The following is a 25,413-nucleotide window of genomic DNA, read 5'->3' as shown; positions in this document are numbered from 1 at the left end:
ATCTTTCGCCATCCGTGGCATTTCCATACTGCCCGAATTAGCGCGTCGAATTCCATCCGCATTACCTCCTATTCGCCTGCGGCAAGCCCCCTTTTCCAGAGCGGCAATCACCTTTGCCGCAGCGAGCAGCGCATCGCATTGCGAACGGCTTGCGTAACGTGATTTCGGAAAATTACCTCGTATCGCCAAGTACTCCGGCGGCGCCTCACGAGAATCGATCGCAATTGCGTTTACGCATATGGGCGGCCCCTCTTTATCCGCGTATTTACCCGGACAAACACGGCACGACGTTACGTAACGTTACCCGTAACGCCCCTCGTAACGGGAACAGTTATTCGCCACATTTCGTCGCCATTTCACCTTTTCCCGATCTCGTTAACCCTGATTTTTGATCAGGCGTGCCAGTCGTCGATCTCTCGATCCAAAAGATTCTTGTTTTCCGAAACGCAAATAAATACAGGCTTTCGCGGCTATCGATCGGAAAACTAGAGCGATTACTCAACCCCGGATTTAGAGGTTGGCACACCTCTTGCGCATATCCCTGCATCGCAACGCTAAAGATCACCGGGGGACACCATGATCATTGGCATTACCAAACAAACGACGCTCAGCACCGCAGGCCTTACGGCCTCGCAGCAACGCGTCGGGGCCATGCAGCGCAGCGCTGCCGCCCAAGACGATCGTAGAGGCGCAAGCCCAGGGAGGAGCGGTGAGGACGGCGGTGGCGTACGCGCCACCGCCACACCGTTCGACACGGCTGGCACCCAACGCACGAATCAGGCCCTGGCGATGACGGGCCCCACCAGCGCAGCTGTCGAGGCGCTTCTGTTCGCACTCATCGCACAACGCATGAACACCCGACTGGCAGCGCAAGAAGCGCTCGCCTGATCACACACAAACGACCAGAGGACACCATCATGAACAGCATCCAACGCAACCTTATCGCTTCGGCCTGCCTTCTCGCACTCGTCACCATGACCGGTTGCGCCAGCTCCGGCTCGGGCGGCACCAGCGGCTCGCTTGGCGGCGGCGGCACCAGCGCCGGCTCGAGCGGCGGTGACGGCACCGGCAGCGGCGGCGGTTCGGGCACCGGCACGGGTACCGACGGTAGCAGCAGCGGTGGTAGCAGCAGCGGCGGTAGCAGCAGTGGCGGCAGCAGCAGCGGTGGCAGCAGCAGCGGCGGTAGCAGCAGCGGCGGTAGCAGCAGCGGTGGCAGCAGCAGCGGCGGTAGCAGCAGCGGTGGTAGCAGCAGCGGTGGTGCCTCCACCAACCCGATCGGCACGGTGGCCGGTACGGCCAGCACGGGCGTCGTGACGCAAGTGGGCAAGACGGTCAGCGACCTGGGCACCACGCTCGCCGGCACGCAACTGCCGCTGGTCAGCACGCAAACGCAAAGCGGCCTGTCCGGCGCGGTCGTCTCCACGGGCAACGCCGTGCAAACGCTCGGCAACGGCCTGACGAACGGTCTGGGCAAGCTGGGTTCGGTCTCCGACCCGCTCAACCCCACGCTCGCCAGCGTCGGTGGCGTGGTCTCGAACCTCGGCACGGCCGGCACGCAACTGGGTAGCGCAGTGGCTGGCCTCGGCCAAACCGGCCCCTTGGCCAACACCCCGATCAATGGCGTGACCACGCTGCTCGGCGGTGTCGTCACGGCAGTCGGCAACGGCGGCGTCGCAATCGGCAACAGCCTCACAAGCACGATCACGAGCGCACCGGTGCAACAACTCACGACGGGTCTGTCGTCGGCCATCACCCCGATCACGAACGTCGTCACCAACACCACGCAAACCGTTGGCAACGCCACGGGCCTGGGCACGCCGGTCGCCGGTCTGCTGGCTCAAGTCGGCGGCGGCCTCGCCGGTGTGGGCACCAAGGTGGCATCGCAACTCAACAACCCGATCGCGACCGATGTCGGCGGCCTGGTGGCGGGTGTAGGCAACACGGTGGCCAGCCTCGGCGGCCTCGTGCACGGCACGCCCACGAGCACCAACCCGCTCGCTCCCATCACGTCGGCCCTCGGCGGTCTGGGCGGCCTCGGCGGCGCAGGCGGCAGCGGCCCGCTTGCCCCGGTTACCAACCTCGTCTCGGGCCTGACCGGCGCACTCGGCGGCGCAGCAGGTGGCACCTCGGGCAGCAACCCGCTTGCCCCGGTCACCAACTTGGTCTCGGGCCTGACCGGCGGTCTCAGCGGCGCAGCAGGCGGTGCCTCGGGCAGCAACCCGCTCGCCCCGGTCACGAACCTGGTTTCGGGCCTGACAGGCGGTCTCGGCGGCGCAGCCGGCGGTGCTTCGGGTAGCAACCCGCTTGCCCCGGTCACCAACCTCGTCGCCGGTCTGACGGGTGCGCTCGGCGGCACGGCTTCGGCAGGGGCAGGCGGCTCGGCCGGTTCGGGCGGTGCCTCGGCAGGCGCGGGCGGCTCGGCTTCGACGGGCGCACTCGCCCCGGTGACCAACCTTCTCGGCGCGGTAACCGGTGCCGTGGGCGGTGCCACCGGCTCGGCAGGCGCCAGCGGCGGTGCACTGGCTCCTGTGACCGGCTTGCTGGGCGGCCTGCTCGGCGCCAAGAAGTAAGCGCAGATCGCGAACTGGAGCGCCAAGACCATGACCCGTGCGATTCCCCCACCCGCCTGCGATCGCCGCGATCCGGCCCTCCTCCCGATGTCCGCACATCGGGTCGAGAAGGTCCGGGTCCGGCCCGCCCCGAACGCGGCTCGTCTCAACTGTGCCAACCGTACATCAAGGCTTCAACGGTTACAGAGCGAACGGCCCAGGTTTCTGAAATGGAAGTAACCGAGCAACCGAAGACATAACCACAGAACGTCACTGCGCGGCTCGCCGCCGGGACACAGGAAAAATCAGGGAGATGAACATCATGTCGAACGCACTGCAACGTACGCTTTTCGCCTCTGCCGCCATCGGCGCCATCGCTCTCACGGGCTGCTCCAGCGGCGGTGGCGGCAGCGGTGCCACCGCCTCCGGCACCACCGGCACTCCGAATGCGGTCGGCACGACGGCCACCGGCGCAGGCGGTGTGGTGAGCTCCACGGGTAACGTGGTCAGCGCCCTGGGTAATCAGGTCGCCAGCACCAACCTCCCGCTGGTTTCGCCGCAAGCCACGCAAGGCATGGGCAACGCCCTCGTGCAGACCGGCAACGCCGTCACCGATCTGGGCAACGGCGTGAGCAGCGGTCTCGGTCAGGTCGGCGCCTCGAAAGACCCCGTCGGCACCACGCTCGCCAGCACCGGCAACGTCGTGACGGATCTGGGCAACGCGGGTGTGTCGCTGGGCAGCGGCGTCGCAGGCATCGGCAAGAGCGGCCCGCTTGCGGGCACGCCTGTCGACACGCTGACGACGGCACTCGGCAACGTTGTCGGCACCGTCGGTCAGGGCGGCATCGCTGGCGGCGCGATTCTCAAACAAGCCTTCAGCGGCGGCCCGCTGGTGACGGCAACGACGGCACTCTCGTCGGCCATCACCCCGATCACCAACGTGGTCTCGGATACGACGCGCACCGTGGGTAACACCACGGGTCTGGGCGGCCCGGTGCAGAACCTGTTGACCACGCTGGGTAACACGGTCGGCACGGTCGGCACGACGCTGCGCGGCGCTTCGTCGAATCAGGTGGTCTACGCACTGGGCGGCACGGTCATCGCCACCGGCAACACGGTGTCTGGGCTGGGCGGCTTCGTGAACGGCTCGACCTCGACTGGCTCGTCGAACCCGTTCGGCTCGCTGCTCGGCAACCTCGGCAATACGGCCGCTGGCGGCGGCACGTCGGGCAACCCGCTCGGCTCGGTGACGGGTCTGTTGGGTGGTCTGGGCGGAGCGACGGGTGGCAGCAGCCCGCTGTCGTCGGTCACTGGTCTGCTGGGCGGTCTGGGCGGAGCCAGCGGCGGCAGCAGCCCGCTCGCGCCGGTGACCAGTTTGCTCTCCGGTCTGACGGGTGCCGCAGGCGGCACGGGCGGCAGCAGCCCGCTCGCTCCGGTGACCAGCCTGCTGGTGGTCGTCACGGGTGGCGGCTCGGGTTCGGGTAGCAGCAATCCGCTGGCCCCGGTCACGAATCTGCTCTCCGGCGTCACCGGCGCAGCTGGCGGCAGCACGGGTTCGGGCACGACGGCAGGGCTGGGCAGCTTGCTCGCGCCGGTCACCAACCTGCTCGGCAGCGTGGGTTCGGTTGCCAAGTAACGCGTAGTAAAAGCGCGTAGTGAACGCTTAAGACATACCCATCGCGCAACGGCAACAGACACCGATGCTTTGCGCACTTGATCGATAAGGAGATGCCATGGCCCGCTTCATTCCCGACACCGGCCTTTTGATGCGCGGCCATGGCGAGTCCGCCACGCAAATGACCGAACCGGCAGCAATGCGCGAACCCGGCAACGGTACGTTTTCGAGCCACTTGCACAACACCTCCGGCACCGACCACGGTGCCGCTTACGGGGCAACGTCTTCTGCCTCTCAGCTCAACGGAACGCACGGCACCATGAGCGACCGACACACGAATCGCAACGACCTCGTCGCCGGCATCGTCCGCTCGCTCGGACGCCGGCTCGCCGTGTACACCGCGCTCTATCACGCGGCGCTCGCCGAACAACTCGGATTGAACGTCACCGATCTGAACGCGCTCGATCTGATTCTCGAACTCGAATCGATCACCGCCGGGCAACTCGCCGAACTCATGGGCGTGAGCTCGGGCGGTATCACCACCGTCATCGACCGGCTCGAGCGCGCGGGCTTCGTCGAGCGCGAGAAGAACCCGCACGATCGCCGCATGGTGATGATTCATCCGATCGAATCGCGCTGCGCGCAAATCGAACAGTTCTTGTCGTCGGTGTCGCGCGAACTCACTGCGGTGAGTGCCGCGTACGACCACAACGAACTCGCTGCCATTCACGACTTTCTGGTGCAGAGCATTCGCACGCTCAAGAGCGAGACGTTCCGTCTGCGCTTCGAAGCGGATCAGGACATCGCCGGACTGGTTTCGACCGGCCGCCCTGCCCCGGTACGCGGCTAACGCTGCACGACGCGTTGCCCCTTTGCGCTGCCCCTTTGAGGAGACATCTCATGTCGAAGCTTTTGCGTCCTACCCTGCTCACCGCGCTCGTCGCCGGTGTCGTGGGCGTGACCGGTTGCTCCAGCTCGGGAGGCGGCAGCGGTGCGACCGCCACCAACCCGACGAACCCCACCAATCCGACAAACCCGACAAACCCGACGAATCCGACCAACCCCACTAACCCCACCACCAGCAGCAACGGTGTCGTGAGCTCGGTGGGTTCGGTGGTGAGCGCGGTCGGCAATCAGGTGTCGGGCACGACGATTCCCGGCGTCTCGCCGCAAGTGAATCAAGGCTTCGGCGGCGCCCTCACGCAAACGGGGAATGCCGTGACCGATTTGGGCACCGGGGTCGGCAACGGCCTCGGACAACTCGGCAAATCCGGCACCGACCCGGTGGGCACCACGCTGGCCAGCACCGGCAACGTCGTCACCGATCTGGGCAATGCAGGCGTATCGCTAGGGAGCGGTATTGCGGGCATTGGCAAGAGCGGACCGCTTGCAGGCACGCCGGTCGATACGCTCACGGGCGTGCTCGGCAATGTGGTCGCCACCGTCGGTCAGGGTGGTGTGAAGGGTGGCGCGGTGCTAACGCAGGCGCTCACCAGCGCACCTGTCGTGCAGGCCACGACGGCGCTCTCGTCAGCCGTCACACCGATTACGAATGTCGTGGTGAACACCACGCAAACCGTGGGTAACACCACGGGATTAGGCGCGCCGCTCTCCGGCCTGCTCGGCACCGTGGGTGGCGCATTGAATTCGGCAGGACTGCAAGTCAAGGGCGCCGCACCGAACGCGGTCGTCGCGAGTCTCGCGAATCCGTTGATGGCACTGGGTAACACCGTGACCAGCGCAGGCGGTTTGCTGACCGGCAGCACCAGTGGCTCGAGTGCGAATGCGCTCGGCACCGTGCTCGCCAACGTGGGCAACACGACGGTCACGCCGACGTCTGCCAGCGGCACCAATCCGCTGGGCGCGTTGACCGGGTTGCTGGGTGGACTCGGCGGGGCGACAGGTTCAGGCGGCTCGACATCGGGCAGCAATCCGTTGGGGGCCGTCACAGGTCTGCTTGGCGGGCTGTCGGGATCGAGTGGCTCGGGCGGGTCGGCAAGCAATCCTTTGGGTGCCGTCACGGGCTTGCTCGGGGGCGTAACGAATGCCGCGGGTGGATCAAGCAGCGCGAGCAATCCGCTAGCACCCGTCACGACGTTGTTGGTTGCGGTGACCGCGCCGCTCACGTCTGTTGCTGGCACCCCCTCGGGTGGTGCGGGCGGTGCCGGTGGGCTGCTCGCGCCGGTGACCGGACTGCTCGGCGGACTGGGCGGCTTGGCGAAATGAACAACGAAGTTGGCAGGGCCGGTAGTGCGTGATTCGCGAGAGGAAGCAGTGCTGGGGGTGTGAAGGGCGTGGAGGGTGTAGAGAGTTGTGGCAGGGCTAGGGTGGGCGGCGAGCCCGGACAGTGTGGCGACACTGTCCGGGCGTTGTCGTTGGCGAACATGCATAGGTCAAAACAAAACACCCGCCGTAGCGGGTGTTTTTGTTTCGTCTCGCGAATCGCGCTGACGACTTATTGCTCACGAATCCACGTTTGTGTGCGGCCCAGCAGTGAGATGCCGATGTAGCCACGCACTTCCATCTTCTTACCGCCGTCGAGCACGGTCATCTTGCAGCGGTATTCCTTGCCGTTCTCAGGATCGAGAATCTTCCCGCCGTCGAACCCTTCGCCGTCTTTGCGAATGCCGCTGATGATTTGCAGGCCGAGCATCTTCTGCCCCTTGCGGGCGTCGGTACATGCGGTGCAAATGCGCTCGGGATCGTCGTTCTCGCCGAGGCCCTTGGTAATCGTGCCGACGTATTCACCGTCTTTCTCGGTGATCGTCACGAGCGCCTTCGGCTTGCCGGTGTTGTCGTCGATCGTCTTCCAGACCCCCGCCGGACTCATCTCGTCGGCGGCCATCGCCATCGCGGCACCTCCTAGCAATGCCACCGCTACCAGTGCACGGGCACCCAAACGTCGCCACGACGTTGCGTTCGAAATCTGCATCATGATTGTCTTCCTCCCAGATACGGAATTGATTCTCATAGGGCCCACTCGCCGGCAAGTCTCATGCTGCCGCACGCGTCAGCCGTTTTGAAGAGTACGCCAAAGCCGTGACGTCGTGCTGAGGAAGTCCTCTAGCGGTTTCCTCACTTTGTGAGCCATTTCTACATTTCTTCCCGCGCTCGTCCCCACACACTTTCTCCTCACGCGACCCGACGCCTCACAAGGCGCGTCGAACGCGAGCACACAGCGTTACACGTCGTTCCTTCACCGAGATACACATCCCCATGATCGGCACCCTAAGCACCCTCACCGGCACAGTGCAGATGCCGAAATTTCCACAGCCAGCCGCTGCCGAGTCGCGCAACGAGACGTGCGTCACGTGCGCGCCGGATGCGCCGGATGCGTCTGCCAAGTCGCGAGACGAATACAGCGAGCAAGACGCCCCAGCGTCGAATCACTGGCAGACCTATGCACGCGAACAACGCTTACGAAGCGATCTCCGTCGCGCGTTTATGAATGCTGTTCCCGCTGCGCAGGCGTACCACAGCGCCTACACACAGATGCGCTCACTCGTGGACGAACCCGAGGCGACCGCCTATGCGTATCAAACATCGCAGTTGGTGCCGATTGCGCAACACCTCGACTCAATCGATGGCTCGCCCGACACCACGGATGACGCCGCGAATGATGCGTCGTTGCAGGACACGCGCACGGCGCTCACCGCTGCGCTCGTCAATCAAGATGTGTACTTCGACGAATCGATTCCGCAGATTCTGCCTAAGCGTGTTCGCCGTGTCGAAACGAACGACGACAACGGCCCGGGACAATCTGGGTTTTTCGGCGCACTTTATTCAGATGAGAAAGCTGGCAACGTCTTTGCCGCAAATCGCGGCACTGAAATGGGCATTGCCGGCAGATCGGGTGTCGACTGGAAGCAAAACGTGCGGCAGGCGTTGGGGTTACGCGCTAGCCAGTATGACCATGGCATTGAGTGGGCCGAAGCACTGTCGCGACGATACGCCTCACCACGTCTCATCTTTACCGGCCATTCGCTGGGAGGTGGCCTCGCCTCGGCAGAAGCCGCCGTGGTGCCGTCGGCACGTGCGCTGACGTTCGATCCGGCAGGCGTTCACGTCAGCACAGTGGCACGGCACGACGCAGCGCTTACCGATAGTAGGGTGACGGCGTATCACGTGGAAGGCGAAGCGCTTTCGGTCGTGCAAATGTGGGTGCAGTCCGCTGCGCGCGTTGTGTCGGAATTGCCGATCATTGGCGGCGTCGTCAAACCATGGGTCGACGCGAGCATTCCGCGCAAACTCGGACAGTCGATCGCATTGCCGCCATCGCCACCGCCCTCCCCCGAGGCAAAGGCCTCGGATTGGCAACCACCGTCAGGCATTCGCGGCGCCATCGAGCGTCACGGCATGCATCAGATGATTTACGCGTTGTTTGCTCGATTGAGAGGTGCGATCGCCTAGCGTGACTAGCGTTACTCTTCGCGCACCCACGTCTGGGTGCGGCCCAGCAGGGTCACACCCAGATAACCGCGCACTTCGAGTTTCTTACCGCCGTCGACCACCCGCACCTTGCAACCGTATTCGGTGCCGCTGTCCGGGTCGAGGATCTTGCCGCCGGTGTATTCGTCGCCCTCTTTGTGCAGGCCACGGATGATTTGCAGGCCCTGAAGCTTGTGACCTTTGCGCCAATCGGTGCATGCGCTGCACACGCGGTCGAGGGCATCGTGACGCCCCAGACTGCGCGTCAGCGCGCCGACGAATTCGCCATCTTTCTCGGTGATGGTGATGAGCGCCTTGGGCTCGCCCGACTTGTCGTCGATGATCTGCCAAACCCCGGCAGGCGTCGTGCCGTCGGCATGAGCGGCTTGCGCCGCACCGCCCAAGAGTGACATGGCCAGCAGCGCTCCCGCGCCCAGTCGCCGCCATGACGTCGTGTTCAAAATCTGCATCAGACTAACCTTCGTCCCACTGAAGGGATGTTCCTTGTGCTACCCCTGAGATCGCGCGCCATCGGGAATTCCGTTGGCCGAAACCAGGCATTGTCACCGCATTTTGCGTCGTTTTTATTTCCGGCGCTTACCAGGATTGCGCGATCGAAGGGTGGCAGCCCTACAGGAACCGTTACAGCGGCGGAACGGCAATCGCCGTCAAACGCCACTGCACAAGGTTTCGACGCGTGAGCGTGAAGGTCACCACGCGCTCCGGACGATCGCTGCGCGAGACGTGCACGAGGAAGTGATTGAAGTCCTGAAACTCGGTGCGAGTAAGCGTGCGCGGGCTTTCGCTCGCGGGGGCTGCCCCCGAAGCCCCCGCGTCGGCGCTGCTGGGTGCGGGCGCGGTGGGTGTGGCCGGGGCGGCAGGTGCCGCCGAGCCAGCGTCATTGGCGGCATTCGGCGGCGTCACGTCCTGCGGGGCGGGCGCGCCGGGCGCGGGCGGCAGTCCGGTGCTGTCGCCGCGCAACATCGCTGCGACGGCCTCCGGCGTCAACAGCGCCTCGACCACCCGATCCGACACCCAGCCACCTAAGGCCATGGCCAACGCCCCCAAGGCGTTGCCGCGCTGTTTGTCCATTTGGCGCGCAAGTTGGTCGTGCAGGCTCGATTTCAAGCTCTCTCGCACGGCCGGATAGTCGACATACGAAGAAAGCGTATCGGCGTCGCGCGCGTTCGCCGCGTCGCGTGCACGCCACAACGTGTAATACGGCGTGCCGAACAGCAGGCCCAGCACCACCACCAACGCCACTAGGGCAATCCACAACTTACGCATTGGGAAAACTCCGACCATAAACAGGGCATGGTACGTAGCACATTACGTCATGTGCGTACCGACTTACATTGCTTTACAAATCTTTACAGCAGCCGGGGCGCAGCCCTCTTACTCTCGAAGCGTGGCCGCACTATCGAGCACATCCGACGGTGCGCTAGAACACAACATCGTGCGGCAACTTCACCGACAAGGAGGTGGCAACATGCGTCACACCCGACTTGTCCCGATACTGTGTTTTGTCATGCTGGCCGGTGTTTCGATGGGCGCAACGGCGCAATCGAATGGCCGCTTTTTTGCAGGCTGGTTCGCGCAAGGCAGCGAGCGGCCGGACGGACGCGGCAATGGCAACGGCGGCAACAACGGGGCACGCCCCGCACCGCCGCGCTCGCAGCCGCAAGAGGTGCGCCCGCAAGGCGACCTGCGCGGCGATATCTACAATCACATTCGCGAGCAACGGCAGGCGCCGCCCCCGCCACCGCCGCGCGAGCGGGGCAACCGCAACCGCTGATCAGGTCAGCGACGTATCCACCACGCGACGCGGCGTCTCTAGATACTCGAGCGATTGCATCTCGACCAGACGCGACACCGTGCGCGTGAACTCGTTGGCGAGCGTCCCTTCGGTGTACAACTGCTCGGGCGGCACGGCCGCCGACATCAGCAGCTTCACTTTGTGGTCGTAGAACACGTCCACGAGCCACGTGAAGCGGCGCGCTTCCGACGCCATACGCGGCGTCATCTGCGGCACATCCGACAGCACCACGGTGTGAAAACGATTCGCTAGTTCGAGGTAATCGTTCTGCGAACGCGGGCCGCCGCACAGCGTATGAAAGTCGAACCACACCACCCCGCCAGCACGGCGCAGCGCTTTCAACTCACGTTGTTCGATGTGCAGTAACGGGCTTTCGTCCGGCACCCCGGCAATCTCGGCAAACGCCGCGCGCAGTGCGCGGTTCGCCTCGTTACCCAGCGGATAGTGATAGACCTGCACCTGTGCCAGCGTGCGGCGGCGATAGTCGATGCCGGCGTCGACGTTCATCACATCGAGCTTCTCTTCGAGCAACTTGATCGCAGGCAGCACGCGGTCGCGATGCAGGCCATCGGGATACAGCGTGTCGGGGCGATAGTTCGACGTCATCACGAACTGCACGCCGTTCTTGAACAGCTCCGAGAGCAAGCGATGCAGAATCATCGCGTCGGCCACATCGGAGACGTGAAATTCGTCGAAGCAAATCAACCGATACCGCTTGGCAATGCGCTTGGCCAATTCGTCCAGCGGATCGGACAGGCCTTTGAGCGCCTGCAACTGGTGATGGACTTCGCGCATGAACTCGTGGAAGTGCAGACGCGTCTTGCGCTGCAACGGCACCACCGAGTAGAAGCTGTCCATCAGGAAGCTCTTGCCGCGCCCTACCCCGCCCCACAGATACACGCCCTTGGGCAGATCGGGGTGCACGAGCCATTTCTTGAGCGTGTTCGAGCGTTTGGCCTTATACGCCGCCCATTCGTCGTAGCATTGTTGCAGGCGGTCGACGGCACGCTCCTGCGCTTCGTCGGGCTTGTAGCCGCGCGTGGCCAATTCTTGTTGGTAGTATTCGCGAACGTTCATGCGTACAGCGCCGGGAGGCGGGCAGAAAGCGGGGCAGAAAGCGGGGCAGCAAGCGCCACGTGGATCGGGATTCGGGAAAAAACAAAGGCGAGTTACCTCGCCTTTGTTCTCACAACTTAGTGCAACTCGCTTACTTGTTCAGCGCGCGCTTCTCGACGTCGAGGGCGGCTTCGCGCATCACTTCGGACAGCGACGGGTGCGGATGGCAGATACGGCCGATGTCTTCCGACGCGGCCTTGAACTCCATCGCCACCACGGCTTCGGCGATCAGATCCGAAGCGTTCAGGCCAATCACGTGCACGCCGAGGATTTCGTCGGTCTTGGCATCGGCCAGCACCTTCACGAAACCGTCCGACGAGCCCATACCCAGTGCGCGGCCGTTGGCGGCGAACGGGAACTGCCCCGGCTTGAACTCACGGCCTTCGGCCTTCAGTTGCTGCTCGGTCTTACCGACCCATGCGATTTCCGGCGAGGTGTAAATCACCCACGGAATGCAGTTGTAGTCGATATGCGGCTTTTGGCCCGCGATGACTTCGGCCACCAGCACGCCTTCGTCTTCGGCCTTGTGTGCGAGCATCGGGCCACGCACCACGTCACCGATCGCGTACACGTTCGGCAGCTTGGTGGCGCAGTGGTCGTCCACCGGAATGAAGCCGCGCTCGTCGGTCGCCAGACCGATGTTGCCCAGACCCAGATCGTCGGTGTTCGGCACGCGGCCCACCGACACGATCAGACGATCGACGACCAACTCGTGGGCGTTGCCGTCCTTGTCGGTGTAGTTGACCGTGACGTTGTCCTTGCCGGTCTTCACTTCGCCGACCTTCACGCCGACGTTGATGTCCAGACCTTGCTTCTTGAACTGCTTGGCGGCTTCCTTGGCCACGCCTGCGTCGGCGGCAGCCAGGAATTCCGGCATGGCTTCGAGCACGGTCACTTCCGCACCCAGACGACGCCACACCGAACCCAGTTCCAGACCGATCACGCCAGCGCCGATCACGCCCAGCTTCTTCGGCACGGTGTCGAACGAGAGCGCACCTTCGTTATCCGAGATGAGCTTGTTGTCGACCGGCATGCCCGGCAGGTGACGGGCCTTCGAACCCGTGGCGATGATGATGTTCTTGGCGTTGACCGATTCGCTGGCCTCGCCCGTCACGTCGATCTGATAGCCAGCGTCGTTCTTGGCGATGATCTTGCCGTGACCCTTGAGCCACGTGATCTTGTTCTTCTTGAACAGATACTCGATACCGCCCGTCATCTTGTCGACGATGCCTTGCTTGCGCGTGAGCATCTTGGCGATGTCGATCTTCACATCCGACGTGGTAATGCCATGGTCGGCCAGGTGATGACCGACCTTTTCGAACTCTTCCGACGAGGCGAGCAGTGCCTTCGACGGAATGCAGCCCACGTTCAGGCACGTACCGCCCAGCACCATCTTGCCGGCCGGGTTGGTCCACTTCTCGACGCAAGCGACCGAGAAACCGAGTTGGGCAGCGCGGATCGCGGCGATGTAACCGCCGGGGCCGGCGCCGATAACGACGACATCAAATTCTTTGTTTGCCATTTTGAGACTCAGTGAGGTTGACGGCAGGGGGAGGCGCGGTGCGCCGGCCTAACGCACGTCGTGCGTCGCCGGGCAAACACCGCGCAGTGCGCGCTAACGCTTACAGGTCGAGCAGCAGGCGCGCCGGATCTTCCAGCGCTTCCTTCATGGCGACGAGGCTCAGCACGGCTTCGCGGCCGTCGATGATGCGGTGGTCGTAGCTCATGGCCAGATAGTTCATCGGACGGATGACGATCTCGCCGTTGACCACGACAGCGCGTTCCTTCGTGGCGTGCACGCCCAGAATGGCCGACTGCGGCGGGTTGATAATCGGGGTCGACAGCATCGAGCCGAACACACCGCCGTTCGAGATCGAGAACGTACCGCCGGTCATTTCTTCGATCGACAGCTTGCCGTCGGCAGCCTTCTTACCGTACTCGGCGATCTTCTTCTCGATGTCGGCCAGGCTCATCTGGTCGGCATTGCGCAGAATCGGCACCACCAGACCACGCGGCGAGCCGACAGCGATACCGATGTCGAAGTAGCCGTGGTAGACGATGTCGTTACCGTCGATCGAGGCATTCACGGCCGGGTACTTCTTGAGCGCGTGCACAGCAGCCTTGACGAAGAACGACATGAAACCCAGCTTCACGCCGTGTTCCTTCTCGAACTTGTCCTTGTACTTGTTGCGCAGGTCCATCACCGGCTTCATGTCCACTTCGTTGAACGTGGTCAGAATGGCGTTGGTCTGTTGCGATTGCAGCAGGCGCTCGGCAATACGGGCGCGCAGACGCGACATCGGCACGCGCTGTTCCGGACGGCCTTCGAGCGACGTGTCGCGGCCAACGGCGGCTGCAACCGACGGCAGCGCGGCGCGTTGCGCCGGTGCCGGAATCGACGACGCGGCAGCAGCCGGCTTAGCGGCGCCAGCGGCCAGGGCGTCGCCCTTGGTCACGCGGCCGTCGCGGCCCGAGCCAGCGACGTCGGTCGCCGACAGGTTCTTCTCGGCCAGCACCTTAGCGGCGGCCGGGCTGGCGATGCCACCCGATGCGCCACCGGTAGCAGCAGCGGCAGCCGGAGCAGCGGCAGCGGCCGGTGCGGCTTCTGCCGGCTTGGCGGCGACCGGTGCAGCGGTGCCTGCCTTAGCTTCGGTGTCGATCTTGGCGATGATTTGTTCCGACGTCACCGTGTCGCCAGCGTTGGCGCTGACTTCGATGAGCACGCCAGCAGCGGGGGCCGGCACTTCGAGCACGACCTTGTCGGTCTCGACTTCAATGATGGTTTCGTCTTGAGCGAATGCTTCGCCGACTTTCTTCTTCCAGTCGAGCAGCGTGCCTTCGGAAACCGACTCGGAAAACTGGGGGACTTTGACTTCAACAATGGCCATTTCTGGATCCTGGATTCGATAAACGTTCAATTCGGAAATACGGCAGCGGCCGTCCCTGGGGGAGGACGACCGCTGTAAGACCTAACCGGTTACTGCACCACGGTCGCGCCCTTGAGGCGACCGAAAGCCGTGTCGAGCAGCTGCTTGAGCTGTTCGTAGTGCTTGGCGTAGTAGCCCACCGCAGGCGAGGCCGAGGCCGGACGGCCGGCGTAAGCCAGCTTTTGACCGGCGCTCATGGCTTCGAGCAGGTGGTGTTCGATGTAGAACCACGGACCCTGGTTTTGCGGCTCGTCCTGGGCCCACACCACTTCGGCGAGGTTTTCGTACTTCTTCAGCTCGTTCTCGAACGCCTTGTGCGGGAACGGGTAGAGCTGTTCCACACGGACGATCGCGGTGTCGGTCGACTTGTCTTCGCGACGGCGAGCAATCAGGTCGTAGTACAGGCGGCCCGAGCAGGCGACCACGCGCTTGACCTTCTTCGCGTCGATCGATGCATCGGTTTCGCCGATCACCGTCTGGAAGCCGCCCTTGGCGAGTTCCGACAGGTCGCTCACAGCTTCCTTGTGGCGCAGCAGCGACTTCGGCGTGAACACGATCAGCGGCTTGCGCAGCTGGCGGATCATCTGACGACGCAGCAGGTGGAAGATCTGAGCCGGCGTGGTCGGCTGGACCACTTGCATGTTCGTATCGGCGCACAGTTGCAGATAGCGTTCGATACGTGCCGACGAGTGCTCCGGACCTTGGCCTTCGTAGCCGTGCGGCAGCAGCATCGTCAGGCCCGACACGCGGCCCCACTTCACTTCACCGCTCGAGATGAACTGGTCGATCACGACTTGAGCGCCGTTGGCGAAGTCGCCGAACTGGCCTTCCCACAGCACCATCGTGTTCGGCTCAGCCGTCGAGTAGCCGTATTCGAAGCCGAGCACGGCTTCTTCAGACAGCACCGAGTCGATCACCGTGAAGTTGGCTTGACCTTCGGCCACGTGTTGCAGCGGCACGTACGTACCGTCGTTCCAACGTTCGCGGTTTTGATCGTGCAGCACCGAGTGGCGGTGCGTGAACGTGCCACGGCCCGAATCTTGACCGGTCAGGCGCACTGCGAAGCCCGACGAGACCAGCGATGCGAAAGCCAGGTGTTCGCCCATACCCCAGTCGAGCGGCTGCTCGCCCAGACCCATCTTGCGACGGTCGTTGATGACCTTCTCGACGAGCGGGTGAACCTTGAAGTTTGCCGGAATCGTGGTGATGCGCTCAGCCAGACGCTTGAGTTCGGCCAGCGGCACGGCCGTATCGGCCTTGTCGGTCCACGCCTTGTTCAGGAACGGGACCCAGTCCACTGCGTACTTGCTCTTGTAGTTCGAGAGCACCGGATCGATGGTGTGATGACCGTCGTCCATGGCCTTGCGGTAAGCAGCAACAAAGCCGTTACCTTCTTCGGCCGTGATCACGCCTTGCGTGACCAGCTTCTCGACGTACAAAGCGCGCGTGCCCGGGTGTTGGGCAATCTTCTTGTACATCAGCGGCTGCGTAACAGCCGGGGTGTCTTGCTCGTTGTGACCCAGCTTGCGGTAGCAAACGATGTCGACCACGGCGTCCTTCTTGAATTCCTGACGGAATTCGAGGGCCAGTTGCATGGCCAGCACGACCGCTTCCGGATCGTCGCCGTTCACGTGCAGCACCGGCGCTTCGATCATCTTGACCACGTCCGAGCAGTACGTCGTCGAGCGTGCATCGCGCGGGTCCGACGTCGTGAAGCCGATCTGGTTGTTGATGACGATGTGCACCGTGCCGTGCGTGCCGTAACCGCGCGTTTGGGCGAGGTTCAGCGTTTCCATCACGACGCCCTGACCTGCGAAGGCCGCGTCGCCGTGAACTTGCACCGGCAGCACGCTGGCAGCGTCAGCTTCGCCGCGGCGGTCCATACGGGCCTTGGCCGAACCTTCGACCACCGGGTTCACGATTTCCAGGTGCGACGGGTTGAACGCCAGCGACAGGTGGACCGGGCCACCGCTCGTCGAGACGTCGCTCGAGAAACCCTTGTGGTACTTCACGTCACCAGCCGGCAGGTCGTCGACGTGCTTGCCTTCGAATTCGGCGAACAGGTCCGACGGCATCTTGCCGAGGGTGTTGACCAGCACGTTCAGACGGCCGCGGTGGGCCATGCCGATCACGATTTCTTGCACGCCCTTAGCACCGGCGTGGTGAACCAGTTCGTCCATCGCCACGATGAACGATTCGCCGCCTTCGAGCGAGAAGCGCTTCTGGCCGACGAACTTGGTATGCAGGTAACGCTCGAGGCCTTCGGCGGCCGTCAGGCGTTCCAGAATGTGCTTTTTCTTTTCAGCGGTGAAGTTGGGCGTTGCACGCACCTTCTCCAGACGCTCTTGCCACCAGCGCTTTTGCACCGGATCGCTGATGTACATGTACTCGGCGCCGATCGAGCCGCAGTACGTGTCGCGCAGCGATTTGAGGATGTCGCGCAGGCTGGCTTGTTCAAAACCGAAGTACGTGTTCTCTGCCGAGTACACGCTATCCATGTCGGCTTCGGTCAGGTCGTAGAAGGCCGGTTCCAGTTCCGGAATGGCCGGACGTTCCTGACGCTTAAGCGGATCGAGGTTGGCCCAGCGGGCACCCAGGAAGCGGTAAGCGGCAACGAGCGACTGCACGTGAACCTGCTTGCGGGCCACAGCCATGTCGGTAGCGCCGGCACGCGGCAGGAAGGCATTGGCCTTCGCGCGCTGGGCGAACGACTCCACGATCGGGGCATGAGCCACGTCGTTGGCGTTGGAACCATCAACAGCGGGAACGTTTTGCAGCGCGTCGAAATACTGGCGCCAGTTGTCCGGCACAGAAGCCGGATTATCAAGATACGACTCGTACAGTTCTTCGACGTAGGGGGCATTGCCGCCGAAGAGATACGAGTTCGCTTGGAATTGTTCCATCAAACTCATTTTGCGCTCACCTTTTCTACGAGTATCTCGAGAAATAGCGGGTTACGAAACCTTCCGCGACACGGCCTGACCGGATAGCGGATTGCGTGAATCAAGTGGTGCTTGGAAGGACCTGATCAATCACGGCGAGGAGCATAGCACGTTTTCCCCGCAGTCATCGGGCTGGAAAGCCGTCACACGGGGCTGACCGGCGTTACCGCACATTACGCATCCGGGCACCCCCGTCAGCGCCGCAAACGGCCGTTTGACGCGTCCACGTCCCGCGACTGACTGCCGCTATCCGACCCCGATATGGCGGCACCTCCCCTCGAATGCGTCGTCAACATGCCGTCATCACGCATAGGACGGTGACGCCACGGTTCCTTGGGAAACGGCTTGCGCTTTATGCTCATATGGAAATTGGATATATAGAAATTAAATTTTATTATTTTAATTTCTAATCAGTGACCGATATCGTGTCGACTATCCCCTTGCCGGTCCATCTTGGGGGTGGCTTGACGGGTCAGACCCGCCCGGGCTTCCGCGCTGGTCCGGCCCCTGGAGCCAACAACGATATGCAAGAGACGACGCCTCTCACCGCCCAGCAGGCCCAGTTGCTCAGCCAACTGGTCCAAGGCCTTTCCACCGAACAGCTCGCGTGGGTGCGCGGCTTTCTCGCGGGCATCAACCACTCGGTCAAGCAATCCGGCGCTCAGGCCCCGGCCGCTGCTGCCAGCGCCGCCGCCCCGCAACTGACCATTCTGTACGGTTCCCAGACGGGCCACGCGCAGGAAGTGGCCGAGCATGCGAAGGCACGCGCCGTCGCCGCTGGCTTCAAGGTCGACCTGTTCGCAATGGGTGACTATAAAGCGTCGCGCCTGAAGAACGACAAGCTGCTGCTCGTGGCTGTCTCCACGCAGGGCGAGGGCGAACCGCCCGACGACGCCCGCGATTTCTACGAATTCCTGCACGGCGAGAAAGCCCCCAAGCTCCAAGGCACGCGCTTTGCCGTGCTGGGTCTGGGCGATTCGAGCTACGAGAAGTTCTGCCAAGCCGGTAAAGACTTCGACGCCCGCCTCGCCGCGCTGGGTGCCGAGCGTCTGGTGAACCGTGTCGACAGCGATGTCGACTACGACGCCCCCGCCGAGCGCTGGATTGAAGAATCTGTCGAAGCGCTCAAGCGCGTGGCCGCTCCGGTGGCCGCTGGCGCAGGCAGCGCTGCGGGCAACGACGGTTTCAGCCTCGCTGCCCTCGCCAGTGGCGTGGCTCCGGCGGCTACCGCCAGCCAATACAGCCGCAAGCATCCGTTCGAAGCGACGGTGCTCGAGAACATCAAGCTCTCGGGCCGTGGCTCGTCGAAGGAAGTGCATCACGTCGAACTCTCGCTCGAAGGCTCGGGCCTGACCTACGAACCGGGCGACGCGCTGGGCGTAGTCGTGAAGAACGACGACAAGCTGGTCGACGACCTGATTGACACGCTCGCCCTCGACCCGCAAGCGACCACCACCACGCAAGACAGCACGCTCACGCTGCGCGACGCCTTCCTGCGCGCCTACGACATCACCACGCTCTCGCGCGCTTTCCTCGAGAAGTACGCGGCACTGGCCGAGTCGACCGAACTCAAGGCGCTGCTCGCCGTGGGTAACGAAACGGCCCTGCGCGACTATTTGTATGGCCGCGACGTGCTCGACGTGGTGCGCCAGTTCCCGGCCCGCAAGGTGAAGGCAGCCGAATTCGTCGGCACGCTGCGTACGCTGCAACCGCGTCTGTACTCGATTGCTTCGAGCCTCGCCGCCAATCCGGAAGCCGTGCACATCACCGTGGGTGCCGTGCGTTACGACAGCCATGGCCGTGCGCGCCGTGGCGTGGCATCGACGTACCTGGCCGACATCGCCCGCGAAGGCGAGACGGTGCCGGTCTACATCGAAGCGAACCGCAACTTCAAGCTGCCGAGCGATACCAACGCCCCGGTCATCATGATCGGCCCGGGCACTGGCATCGCCCCGTTCCGCGCGTTTGTGGAAGAGCGTCAGGCGCTCGACGCACCGGGCAAGAACTGGTTGTTCTTCGGCGATCGCAACTTCCGCACCGACTTCCTGTATCAACGCGAATGGCAGCGTTATATGAAAGACGGCGCACTCAGCAAGATCGATCTGGCCTTCTCGCGCGACACGGAAGACAAGGTCTACGTGCAGCACCGCATGCGCGAACAGGGCAAGGAGCTCTATTCGTGGCTGCAAGAAGGCGCGCACCTGTACGTGTGCGGCGACGCCGACCAGATGGCCCGTGACGTGAACACCGCGCTCATCGACATCGTCGCCGAGCATGGCGGCCTGGCAGCGGATGCCGCCGCCGAATACGTGAAGACGCTGCAACGCGAAAAGCGCTATCAGCGCGACGTGTATTGAGCGGCACGCCGCCCACATGTCAGTAGCCAGTGCCCCACAGACAAGACAAGTAGACTAGCAGCCCACATGACGCAGACCATTATTCAAGCAGGAAGCGACGTGCCGGTTTCGGCGCGCAATGACGTCGAGAAGCTCAAGGACGTAACCAACTACCTGCGCGGTACCATTGCCGAAGGGTTGGCCGACCCGCTCACCGGCGCTATCTTCGAGAAAGATGCGCAGCTCCTGAAATTCCACGGCTCGTACATGCAGGACGATCGCGACCTGCGCGCCGAGCGTCAGAAGCAGAAACTCGAACCGGCCTATCAATTCATGATCCGGCTGCGCATGCCGGGCGGCGTGTGCACGCCTGAGCAGTGGCTCAAGCTCGACGATCTCGCGCAAAAATACGGCGGCAACACCATTCGCCTGACCACGCGCCAGACCGTGCAGTATCACAACGTGCTCAAGCATCAGCTTCGCCCGCTCATTCGCGGCATCGACGAAGTGGCCATGACGAGCATTGCCGCGTGCGGCGACGTGAACCGCAACACGCTGGTGTCGAACAACCCGCACCTCTCCCCGGCCCACGCGGCCGCGCTCGACTGGTGCCTGAAGATCGACCAGCATCTGCTGCCGCAGACCACCTCGTACCGTGAAATCTGGCTGGGCGACAAGCGTCTGGGCGCGGGCAAGGAAGATCACGAACCCATTTACGGCAAGCACTACCTGCCGCGTAAGTTCAAGATCGCGATTGCGATTCCGCCGAACAACGATGTCGACATCTACGCCAACGATCTGGGCTTCATCGCCATCGTGAATAAGGACGGCGAGCTCGAAGGCTTCAACGTGACGGTGGGCGGCGGCATGGGCATGACCCACGGTGACGCAGCCACATATCCGCGCACGGCGTCCGTCATCGGCTACACGCCGGCCGATCGCGTCGTGGACGTGGCCGAGAAAGTGCTGTTGGTGCAGCGCGACTTTGGCGACCGCACGAACCGCAAGCATGCACGCCTGAAGTACACCATCGACGATCGCGGCGTGGAGTGGTTCAAGGAAGAGCTCAACCGCTATCTGGGCTGGAATCTCGAGCCGGTGCGCGAATTCAAGTTCACGACCAACGGCGACCAGTACGGCTGGCTCAAGGGTGCCGACGATTTGTGGCACCTCACGCTGTTCATCCAGAATGGCCGCGTGAAGGACTGGGACGACTATCGCCTGATGACCGGCCTGCGCGAGATTGCCAAGGTGCACGACGGCGATATCCGCATTACCGGCAACCAGAACCTGATCATCGGCCGCGTGAGCGACGCGAACAAGCCGCAGATCGAAGCGCTGGTGAAGGAATTTGGCCTGCTCGACGGCAAGCAACAAAGCGCGCTGCGCATCAACTCGATGGCTTGCGTGGGCTTCCCGACCTGCGGTCTGGCATTGGCAGAAAGCGAGCGCGCATTGCCCGAACTCGTGACGCGTCTGGAGAAGGTGCTCGACGACACGGGTCTCGCTGGCGAGCCGATCACCATTCGTACGACCGGTTGCCCGAACGGCTGCGCACGCCCGTATCTGGCGGAAATCGGTCTGGTGGGTAAATCGACGGGCAAGTACAACTTGTATCTGGGCGCGGGCTTCCACGGCCAGCGTCTCAACAAGCTGTATAAAGAGTCGGTGAACGACGATCAGATCGTGGCAGAGCTCACGCCCCTCTTCCAGCGATATGCCAAGGAACGCGAGGCTGGCGAGAAGTTCGGCGACTTCCTCGTGCGGCAAGGCGTGGTGAAGGAAGTGGTCGAAGCCCGCGAGGACTTCCACGGCTAATCGCCACGAAAGCTCGGTTGAAAACAAAAACGCGACGGTTGCCCGTCGCGTTTTTTGTTGGCTCGAACGCTTGCGCGTCGATCAGTCGTTGCTGCCCGAGTAAGGCACCATGCAGCGCTTGACCGTGTTCTCGTAGTCGCGCGACAGGTTGCTGCCCGGCGTCTCGTAATACTGCACACGGGCGCCGAACCCGCCTTGCATGATGTCCACGTACGGGTTGTAAGTCGCTTGGCCGTTGGCGTCCGGTCCGCGATAGACGCGCACGCGGTCGGCACCCTCACGCGCATAGCCCGTCGAATCGACGTTCGGCGCCAGTTCGCTCCAGCCGTGATAGATGCAGTTGAGCACCATGAAGCGATCGGCCGACGTCCCTTGATCGAGCAACCGCCCTGCCGCCGGATCGGGCCGGGACATCTGGTTGATCGGACCGCAACCTGCCAGGATTGCTACTGCCGCCATCAGCGCCATTCGCTTCATACCTCGACACCCTCAACTAATCAAAAGATGCCGAATGTTACCCGGTTCGGCGCGCCACCGCCACGAAGCCACCCAACAGCGCGCCTAACCTTGCCCCTCGTGCGCATGCCGATCGCACCGCTACGCCGTCACGCGGCCAGCGTCAGCGGCGACGTCTGCACCGCGTGCAATGCCGCGCGCCGTGTCGTGGCGGCATGACTTTCATCGCCTAACCGGAAGCGCGCCATCTCGCTGCGCAACGCACTCGTCTGGTCTTCCAGCGACGCGGCGGCCGCCGCTGCTTGCTCGACCAGCGCCGCGTTCTGCTGCGTGACCGTATCCATTTGCGTGACGGCCTGATTGACCTGCTCGATGCCACCGCTCTGCTCGTCGGACGCTGCCGAAATCTCGCCCATGATGTCGGTCACGCGTTGCACCGCATGGACGATATCGTCCATCGTGCGCCCCGCCTCGGCCACCAGCGACGAACCATCGGCCACCTTCTGTGCCGACGCTTCGATCAACGCCTTGATCTCGCGCGCTGCCGTGGCGCTGCGCTGTGCCAACGTGCGCACTTCGCCTGCGACGACGGCGAAACCGCGTCCTTGCTCCCCGGCTCGTGCGGCTTCCACCGCAGCGTTGAGCGCCAGAATATTCGTTTGGAATGCAATGCCGTCGATCACGCTGATGATCTCCACCACCTGCGACGAACTCGTCGAGATGCCGTGCATCGTGTCGACCACGCGCGCGACCACCTGCCCGCCGCGCGACGCGATATCCGACGCATTCACCGCCAGTTGGCTCGCCTGTCGCGCGTTGTCGGCGTTTTGCTTCACCGTCGCGGTCAACTGTTCCATCGACGACGCCGTCTCTTCCAGCGACGCCGCTTGCTGCTCAGTGCGTGCCGACAGATCGGTATTGCCCGCGGCAATTTCCGCCGTCGCGGTCGCCATGGCATCGCAACTGCGGCGCACGCCGCGAATCGTGCCCGCCAGTCGCGACTGCATGGCGTCGACACCGCGCATGAGCAACGACATCTCGTCCTTGCCGCGCACTTCAATCTGGTTGTCGAGTTGGCCCGCAGAAATCGCTTCGAAATGGGCAAGCGCGTCGTGCAACGGCCGCATGATCGCGCCGCGCAGCGAGAAGTAGCAGGCAATGGAGAGCAGCACGCCCAGTATCGTCGCCCCCACGCTCACCCAGCGGAAAATGGCGAGTTCGGTCATCGACGCTTCGTACGTGTCGTGCCCGAGCTTCATCTTGTAGGCCGCCAGCGCATCGCTGACGGTCGTGAGCGCGGCGTAGTACTTGGGCAGCGCGTTCATGGTGATGTCGTCCATGGCAACGCGATCGCCCGCGTTGATGGCCGCGATCATCGGGTTCATGCCCTTTTCGAAGAACGTAGCGCGACGGGTGGCCACTTCGTCGGCCATGCGTTGCTCTTCAGGGCCGCGCGGCAAGGCCAGATAGGCGGCCCATGCGGCGTCGGCGTCCTTGAGCATGCCCTGTGCCCGGCTGACCACTTTGCCCACGTCGGGAGAATCGGGGTGAAGCACGACCCGGTCGAGAATGGCCCGGGTGCGGGCCAGCGTGGCGTTGTCTTTGCCGAGTGCCACGGTTGCCGCTAGATGACTTGCGTACGTCTCGCGCAGCGCATCGCCCGTGCGTGTCATCCCGGCGATACCCAGCGCGCCCATCAGAATCAACAATGCCGCCAACAACGCCATGGTCAAGCCAAGGCGTGCCTTAATCGAAAAGCTACGCAACATGCTGTCGTCTCCGTCTTTATCATGGGTGGCCTATGAGTGGCCGTTCTCCCTGTCCGGCCTCTAACGGGCCGGTCATACTTGTGACATCGGCGCGGCCCGCCCCGGACTTGAGCATCCTGCGGGTTTACGTGCCTACGCGCCTAGCCGTTGGCACGCGCCGGGATTGATGCAAATCAACCGGTGACGCTTGCCTGGCTTCCGTGCGGCCGTCTTGCGCATCGAAACAACGAAATGTGTCGACAGACCGAAAAAGCCGGCCTGATGATATGTCATATTTTATATATCAACATAATTTATTCGAATCATGATCGAAGGACTCGAGAAGTTGCTGGCGGCGGGCAAAGACAATGCGTTGCTTCGGTTTGGCTTAGGCAAGGCCTATCTGGACGCGCAAAACTTCGCCGTGGCGGCCGATCACCTGACGCATTGCGTCGCGTTCGACCCCAAGTACACCGCCGCGTGGAAGCTGCTGGGCAAGGCACGACAAGGCGCGGGCGACATTGAGGGCGCCCGCGACGCGTGGACGCATGGCATTGCCACCGCGCAAGCGCACGGCGATCGGCAGGCGGAAAAAGAGATGACGGTCTTTCTGAAACGGCTCGGCTGAACCCCGTTTTGGAGAGAGGGAAATGCTCTCCCCGCACGCCGCCAGCCCCCTGGCGTCACCCAACCGGCGTGCACGCCATTGACGTGGTATCTTGCAGCTTACGTTTTTGGCCTGCTGGTTTACCCACCCGTCGGCCCTGTGCCCTCCACTGCACCGACTGAATCTTCGCCACCCCACATGCCTTCCATCGCCACTTGGTTAGCCTTCGCGCTCGTCGCTCTGGGCATGGCCCTGACGCCCGGGCCGAACATGATGTATCTGATCTCGCGCTCCCTGTGTCAGGGGCCCGCAGCGGGGCTGGTGTCGCTGGGTGGCGTGGCGCTCGGCTTCGTGGTCTACATGATCAGCGCGGCGTTCGGCATTACCGCCCTGCTCTTCGCGGTGCCGTTCGCGTACGACGTGCTGCGCTTCGGCGGCGCGCTGTATCTGGGCTGGCTGGCCTGGCAAGCGCTCAAGCCGGGTGGTCGTTCGCCGTTCGAAGTACGCGCACTGCCGCGCGACAGCAATCGTCGATTGTTCCTGATGGGCCTGTTCACGAGCGTGCTCAACCCCAAGATCGCCATGCTGTATCTGGCGCTGTTGCCGCAATTCGTGCATCCGGAACACGGCAGCGTGCTCACGCAGTCGTTGCTGCTGGGCACCACGCAGATCGTGCTCAGCGTACTGGTCAACAGCAGCGTGGCACTCTCGGCGGGGGCCATCTCGAAGTTCTTCGCGCAACGTCCTGCCTGGCTGCGCATTCAGCGCTGGCTGATGGGCGGGGTACTCGGCGCGCTTGCGCTGCGCATGGCGACAGAAGCCCGCCGTTGAGCGCCCCCCAGTTTTTAGAGGATGCCCGCCCCGGCGTGGCATACTTCTCCGATTTCCCAATTTCGCCGCGCGGCGGGGATCCACGCAGCGCAAGGCCGGCCGGCCTGTTCCCATCCTGCAATTTTCGTTGGGTATGTCCTTGAAGCATTATTTGCCGCCTCGTGCGCCGTCTGATCCGGTGCCCAGTACTTCCCGTACTTCCATTACTGCTCCCACTCCCGCTC

At 63.3% G+C, this 25,413-nt stretch carries 20 protein-coding genes; 11 read left to right on the top strand and 9 right to left on the bottom strand.

Annotated features, from left to right (window positions below):
* Window positions 1–576: 576 nt before the first annotated feature.
* The 5 genes from PPN31114_RS00515 (at window position 577) to PPN31114_RS00495 (ending at window position 6,390) form a co-directional block, all read left to right on the top strand.
* Window positions 577–888, top strand: coding sequence for a hypothetical protein (locus PPN31114_RS00515; RefSeq protein WP_150677581.1), 312 nt, complete (start codon window positions 577–579; stop codon window positions 886–888).
* 29 nt (window positions 889–917) lie between these two features.
* The gene (locus PPN31114_RS00510; RefSeq protein WP_150677580.1) at window positions 918–2,570 is read left to right on the top strand and encodes a collagen-like triple helix repeat-containing protein; all 1,653 of its coding nucleotides are present in this window, start codon (window positions 918–920) and stop codon (window positions 2,568–2,570) included.
* A gap of 301 nt (window positions 2,571–2,871) precedes the next feature.
* Window positions 2,872–4,185 (top strand): collagen-like triple helix repeat-containing protein, encoded by a 1,314-nt coding sequence (locus PPN31114_RS00505; RefSeq protein ID WP_174987502.1) that lies wholly within the window; start codon window positions 2,872–2,874, stop codon window positions 4,183–4,185.
* Between the two features lie 97 nt (window positions 4,186–4,282).
* Entirely contained in the window at window positions 4,283–5,014 is a 732-nt protein-coding gene (locus tag PPN31114_RS00500) for a MarR family winged helix-turn-helix transcriptional regulator (RefSeq protein WP_150677578.1), read from the top strand.
* Between the two features lie 50 nt (window positions 5,015–5,064).
* Window positions 5,065–6,390: a collagen-like triple helix repeat-containing protein gene (locus PPN31114_RS00495; RefSeq protein WP_150677577.1), complete on the top strand. Its 1,326-nt coding sequence runs from the start codon at window positions 5,065–5,067 to the stop codon at window positions 6,388–6,390.
* A gap of 229 nt (window positions 6,391–6,619) precedes the next feature.
* Here PPN31114_RS00495 and PPN31114_RS00490 read toward each other — a convergent pair whose 3' ends face one another.
* Window positions 6,620–7,099, bottom strand: a complete 480-nt coding sequence (locus PPN31114_RS00490; RefSeq protein WP_150677576.1) for a DUF2147 domain-containing protein — start codon at window positions 7,097–7,099, stop codon at window positions 6,620–6,622.
* A 281-nt stretch (window positions 7,100–7,380) separates the two neighbouring features.
* Between PPN31114_RS00490 and PPN31114_RS26120 the strand changes: the two genes are divergently transcribed.
* Window positions 7,381–8,574, top strand: a complete 1,194-nt coding sequence (locus PPN31114_RS26120; RefSeq protein WP_174987499.1) for a Tle-like phospholipase domain-containing protein — start codon at window positions 7,381–7,383, stop codon at window positions 8,572–8,574.
* Between the two features lie 11 nt (window positions 8,575–8,585).
* Here the strand turns inward: PPN31114_RS26120 and PPN31114_RS00480 are convergent, their stop codons facing one another.
* Together PPN31114_RS00480 and PPN31114_RS00475 are read right to left on the bottom strand one after the other, a co-directional pair.
* Window positions 8,586–9,062 (bottom strand): DUF2147 domain-containing protein, encoded by a 477-nt coding sequence (locus PPN31114_RS00480; protein ID WP_174987497.1) that lies wholly within the window; start codon window positions 9,060–9,062, stop codon window positions 8,586–8,588.
* Window positions 9,063–9,234: 172 nt separating this feature from the next.
* A complete protein-coding gene (locus PPN31114_RS00475; RefSeq protein ID WP_174987494.1) occupies window positions 9,235–9,879 on the bottom strand; it encodes a DUF2939 domain-containing protein in 645 nt (214 codons plus the stop codon).
* A gap of 202 nt (window positions 9,880–10,081) precedes the next feature.
* On the opposite strand from PPN31114_RS00475, the gene PPN31114_RS00470 reads away from it, so the two are divergent.
* Window positions 10,082–10,387 (top strand): hypothetical protein, encoded by a 306-nt coding sequence (locus PPN31114_RS00470; RefSeq protein ID WP_150677573.1) that lies wholly within the window; start codon window positions 10,082–10,084, stop codon window positions 10,385–10,387.
* Here PPN31114_RS00470 and zapE read toward each other — a convergent pair whose 3' ends face one another.
* From zapE to PPN31114_RS00450, 4 genes are all read right to left on the bottom strand, one after another.
* Window positions 10,388–11,485 (bottom strand): cell division protein ZapE, encoded by a 1,098-nt coding sequence (gene zapE / locus PPN31114_RS00465; RefSeq protein WP_150677572.1) that lies wholly within the window; start codon window positions 11,483–11,485, stop codon window positions 10,388–10,390.
* 130 nt (window positions 11,486–11,615) lie between these two features.
* Window positions 11,616–13,046 (bottom strand): dihydrolipoyl dehydrogenase, encoded by a 1,431-nt coding sequence (gene lpdA, locus PPN31114_RS00460; protein ID WP_150677571.1) that lies wholly within the window; start codon window positions 13,044–13,046, stop codon window positions 11,616–11,618.
* Between the two features lie 100 nt (window positions 13,047–13,146).
* The gene (gene odhB, locus PPN31114_RS00455; RefSeq protein ID WP_150677570.1) at window positions 13,147–14,412 is read right to left on the bottom strand and encodes a 2-oxoglutarate dehydrogenase complex dihydrolipoyllysine-residue succinyltransferase; all 1,266 of its coding nucleotides are present in this window, start codon (window positions 14,410–14,412) and stop codon (window positions 13,147–13,149) included.
* A gap of 89 nt (window positions 14,413–14,501) precedes the next feature.
* Entirely contained in the window at window positions 14,502–17,363 is a 2,862-nt protein-coding gene (locus PPN31114_RS00450) for a 2-oxoglutarate dehydrogenase E1 component (protein WP_150677569.1), read from the bottom strand.
* A gap of 554 nt (window positions 17,364–17,917) precedes the next feature.
* Here PPN31114_RS00450 and PPN31114_RS00445 point away from each other — a divergent pair.
* Together PPN31114_RS00445 and PPN31114_RS00440 are read left to right on the top strand one after the other, a co-directional pair.
* Window positions 17,918–19,750, top strand: a complete 1,833-nt coding sequence (locus tag PPN31114_RS00445) for an assimilatory sulfite reductase (NADPH) flavoprotein subunit (protein WP_150677568.1) — start codon at window positions 17,918–17,920, stop codon at window positions 19,748–19,750.
* A 66-nt stretch (window positions 19,751–19,816) separates the two neighbouring features.
* A complete protein-coding gene (locus PPN31114_RS00440) occupies window positions 19,817–21,547 on the top strand; it encodes an NADPH-dependent assimilatory sulfite reductase hemoprotein subunit (protein WP_150677567.1) in 1,731 nt (576 codons plus the stop codon).
* 81 nt (window positions 21,548–21,628) lie between these two features.
* Here the strand turns inward: PPN31114_RS00440 and PPN31114_RS00435 are convergent, their stop codons facing one another.
* Window positions 21,629–22,006, bottom strand: a complete 378-nt coding sequence (locus PPN31114_RS00435; protein ID WP_150677566.1) for a hypothetical protein — start codon at window positions 22,004–22,006, stop codon at window positions 21,629–21,631.
* Between the two features lie 146 nt (window positions 22,007–22,152).
* Window positions 22,153–23,772 (bottom strand): methyl-accepting chemotaxis protein, encoded by a 1,620-nt coding sequence (locus PPN31114_RS00430; RefSeq protein WP_150677565.1) that lies wholly within the window; start codon window positions 23,770–23,772, stop codon window positions 22,153–22,155.
* A gap of 304 nt (window positions 23,773–24,076) precedes the next feature.
* Here PPN31114_RS00430 and PPN31114_RS00425 point away from each other — a divergent pair, with 304 nt between their 5' ends.
* Both PPN31114_RS00425 and PPN31114_RS00420 read left to right on the top strand, forming a co-directional pair.
* Entirely contained in the window at window positions 24,077–24,379 is a 303-nt protein-coding gene (locus PPN31114_RS00425; RefSeq protein WP_150677564.1) for a hypothetical protein, read from the top strand.
* A 177-nt stretch (window positions 24,380–24,556) separates the two neighbouring features.
* Window positions 24,557–25,189 (top strand): LysE family translocator, encoded by a 633-nt coding sequence (locus PPN31114_RS00420; RefSeq protein ID WP_150677563.1) that lies wholly within the window; start codon window positions 24,557–24,559, stop codon window positions 25,187–25,189.
* Window positions 25,190–25,413: the final 224 nt, after the last annotated feature.

The sequence above is a fragment of the Pandoraea pneumonica genome (assembly GCF_902459645.1).
Lineage (GTDB): Bacteria > Pseudomonadota > Gammaproteobacteria > Burkholderiales > Burkholderiaceae > Pandoraea > Pandoraea pneumonica.
The sequence above is the reverse complement of the archived record's forward strand: the minus strand, read 5'-3'. Positions and strand labels throughout refer to the sequence as shown.

What these genes read in the sequence shown, in the direction of transcription:
- PPN31114_RS00515 (WP_150677581.1), top strand. Translation starts at nt 577, where the DNA reads ATGATCATTGGCATTACCAAACAAACGACGCTCAGCACCGCAGGCCTT.
- PPN31114_RS00510 (WP_150677580.1), top strand. Translation starts at nt 918, where the DNA reads ATGAACAGCATCCAACGCAACCTTATCGCTTCGGCCTGCCTTCTCGCA.
- PPN31114_RS00505 (WP_174987502.1), top strand. Translation starts at nt 2,872, where the DNA reads ATGTCGAACGCACTGCAACGTACGCTTTTCGCCTCTGCCGCCATCGGC.
- PPN31114_RS00500 (WP_150677578.1), top strand. Translation starts at nt 4,283, where the DNA reads ATGGCCCGCTTCATTCCCGACACCGGCCTTTTGATGCGCGGCCATGGC.
- PPN31114_RS00495 (WP_150677577.1), top strand. Translation starts at nt 5,065, where the DNA reads ATGTCGAAGCTTTTGCGTCCTACCCTGCTCACCGCGCTCGTCGCCGGT.
- PPN31114_RS00490 (WP_150677576.1), bottom strand. Translation starts at nt 7,099, where the DNA reads ATGATGCAGATTTCGAACGCAACGTCGTGGCGACGTTTGGGTGCCCGT.
- PPN31114_RS26120 (WP_174987499.1), top strand. Translation starts at nt 7,381, where the DNA reads ATGATCGGCACCCTAAGCACCCTCACCGGCACAGTGCAGATGCCGAAA.
- PPN31114_RS00480 (WP_174987497.1), bottom strand. Translation starts at nt 9,062, where the DNA reads ATGCAGATTTTGAACACGACGTCATGGCGGCGACTGGGCGCGGGAGCG.
- PPN31114_RS00475 (WP_174987494.1), bottom strand. Translation starts at nt 9,879, where the DNA reads ATGCGTAAGTTGTGGATTGCCCTAGTGGCGTTGGTGGTGGTGCTGGGC.
- PPN31114_RS00470 (WP_150677573.1), top strand. Translation starts at nt 10,082, where the DNA reads ATGCGTCACACCCGACTTGTCCCGATACTGTGTTTTGTCATGCTGGCC.
- zapE (WP_150677572.1), bottom strand. Translation starts at nt 11,485, where the DNA reads ATGAACGTTCGCGAATACTACCAACAAGAATTGGCCACGCGCGGCTAC.
- lpdA (WP_150677571.1), bottom strand. Translation starts at nt 13,046, where the DNA reads ATGGCAAACAAAGAATTTGATGTCGTCGTTATCGGCGCCGGCCCCGGC.
- odhB (WP_150677570.1), bottom strand. Translation starts at nt 14,412, where the DNA reads ATGGCCATTGTTGAAGTCAAAGTCCCCCAGTTTTCCGAGTCGGTTTCC.
- PPN31114_RS00450 (WP_150677569.1), bottom strand. Translation starts at nt 17,363, where the DNA reads ATGAGTTTGATGGAACAATTCCAAGCGAACTCGTATCTCTTCGGCGGC.
- PPN31114_RS00445 (WP_150677568.1), top strand. Translation starts at nt 17,918, where the DNA reads ATGCAAGAGACGACGCCTCTCACCGCCCAGCAGGCCCAGTTGCTCAGC.
- PPN31114_RS00440 (WP_150677567.1), top strand. Translation starts at nt 19,817, where the DNA reads ATGACGCAGACCATTATTCAAGCAGGAAGCGACGTGCCGGTTTCGGCG.
- PPN31114_RS00435 (WP_150677566.1), bottom strand. Translation starts at nt 22,006, where the DNA reads ATGGCGGCAGTAGCAATCCTGGCAGGTTGCGGTCCGATCAACCAGATG.
- PPN31114_RS00430 (WP_150677565.1), bottom strand. Translation starts at nt 23,772, where the DNA reads ATGTTGCGTAGCTTTTCGATTAAGGCACGCCTTGGCTTGACCATGGCG.
- PPN31114_RS00425 (WP_150677564.1), top strand. Translation starts at nt 24,077, where the DNA reads ATGATCGAAGGACTCGAGAAGTTGCTGGCGGCGGGCAAAGACAATGCG.
- PPN31114_RS00420 (WP_150677563.1), top strand. Translation starts at nt 24,557, where the DNA reads ATGCCTTCCATCGCCACTTGGTTAGCCTTCGCGCTCGTCGCTCTGGGC.